Below are 1,803 nucleotides of genomic sequence, written 5' to 3'. Positions count from 1 at the left end.
GCCAAATCCGGTTAATTGGGTGGATCCGTTTGGGTTGAGTTGTAAGGAGAGTAGTGATAAAAGCTTTGGGGTTTGGCTTTTAAATGATGCAAATAAACAAATAAGTGAAGAGGGAGGCTGGGAAGCCGAGGTTTGGAGTTTACTTGCTGAAGATAGTATAAATGCAACAAATCAAGTAATTTCAGGTGACTACACAGCCGCATTAGCAAGTATTGCACTTGCTGTTGTGAAGCCATTTAAAGTGATTGATAAGGTTTTAGATAAAGTACCCGATTCAGCTACCAAGCCGCTTGAAAATGCTAAGAAAAAAGTATTGAAAGCACCAATTATGAAAAAATATAACCCTCCGTGTTTTAAACCAAGTAATACATTACTTAAAGCTAAAACTTTTGGTGGTAATAAAGAGAAACTAGAGAAAGAGTTTTATAAACAATTAAAAGCTCAACAAGAGGGTATTAATAAAATGTCGGTGGGTGAATATTTACAAAATAGGGAAACACTTACTGATCTAGTGAAAGAACACGGACATTCAAAAGCAAGAAAGGTTTTAACTAATAATAGTGCAGAACAGAACAAAGCTAGGAAAAAGCTTTTAAATAAAATTAAAAAGTCAGTATCAGATTCTTTGCTTGATCAAGGTAAATCCAGACAAGAAGCAAAAACACTCGCTAGCTTAAAAGCTGAGGAAACGTTAAAAGAATTAGCAGCTCTGCATGACCCTGATATGATAGCCGGTGGTCATGATAAAATATCACGATTAGGAAATGCTAATGTTAACTCATCACTCGGATCACAATGGGCTAAAGCTGATCGTGTTACGGGGATGGACAGGGCTGCCCAACAAGCAATGGATTTACATGGCCCAGATTCAAAAATGAATGTTGAATTATCACGTTGTAAATAAGGTTTTAATATGAGTAAGTTTAAATTAGATGAAATGTTTGAAGGCTTTTTAGAAGATTTTGGTAGGCCAGAGCAACAAGTAAGGTGCTCAGACGTAACACTAGAAAAATTTAAAAATAAGCTCCCAGAGCGCTTACTAGAATATTGGCATGAATATGGGTTTTGTAGTTTTAAGCAAGGACTGTTTTGGATTGTTAACCCTGATGATTATGAAGATATCCTTGACGAATGGTTAGAGCAAACGAATATCCCGGATGATGATATTTATCATGTTTTTGCGCGAAGTGCTTTTGGTGATTTATTTATTTGGGGTGAAGAAACAGGGTATAAATATGAACTTAATACCGCTAATGGATGGATTATTGAGCAAGATGGAAAACCTAAGAATAATCATAATATAGCAATAGAAAGGTTTTTTGGTTTAGCAGATGTAGAAGAGTATGATATTGAAGATGACAATGGAGAATATCTATTTGAATCATGTATCGAAAAGTTTGGTGAATTAGAGCCAGACGAAATGTATGGTTTTGAGCCTAGCTTAATTGTTGGTGGGGAAACTATTCTTGAGAATATAAATAAGGTCAATATCTTTGTACATCTATCAATTTTGGCACAGTTTGGACAAATCGAAGTGCTTGACCATGATGCGCTGATCCGAAAAGCTTTTTCATAATTATAACTACCATTTAAATTTGCTCTTTAACAACATGGATGTTGTAAGGGCTTAGGTTTTTAGCCTAAGTCCTTACCTGTTATCGCTTATAACGCCAATTACTACAGCTATAATCTGCAAGGTAAAATTACCCGTGCGCATAATGCACAATACATCTTAAAGCAGCAATTAACCCATCCTGCGCAAGCATTATTCGATACCTGTACGTACAACTACGACAGCGTCAA

Annotated in this window: 2 protein-coding genes; both read left to right on the top strand. The window is 35.8% G+C overall.

Annotation, left to right across the window (positions count from 1 at the left end):
• The coding region (locus PAT01_RS19890) for a polymorphic toxin type 15 domain-containing protein (RefSeq protein WP_318299780.1) at positions 1-904 on the top strand (904 nt) is incomplete at its 5' end.
• A 9-nt stretch (positions 905-913) separates the two neighbouring features.
• Positions 914-1,576 carry a GAD-like domain-containing protein gene (locus tag PAT01_RS19885; protein ID WP_154946058.1) on the top strand — a complete coding sequence of 221 codons (663 nt, stop codon included), beginning with the start codon at positions 914-916 and terminating at the stop codon, positions 1,574-1,576.
• The last annotated feature ends 227 nt before the right edge of the window (positions 1,577-1,803 follow it).

Origin of the sequence: Pseudoalteromonas atlantica (assembly GCA_007988745.1) — a bacterium.
GTDB lineage: Bacteria > Pseudomonadota > Gammaproteobacteria > Enterobacterales > Alteromonadaceae > Pseudoalteromonas > Pseudoalteromonas atlantica.
The sequence above is the reverse complement of the archived record's forward strand: the minus strand, read 5'-3'. Positions and strand labels throughout refer to the sequence as shown.

Coding starts and splice junctions, on each gene's coding strand:
- PAT01_RS19885 (WP_154946058.1), top strand. CDS start 914: ATGAGTAAGTTTAAATTAGATGAAATGTTTGAAGGCTTTTTAGAAGAT.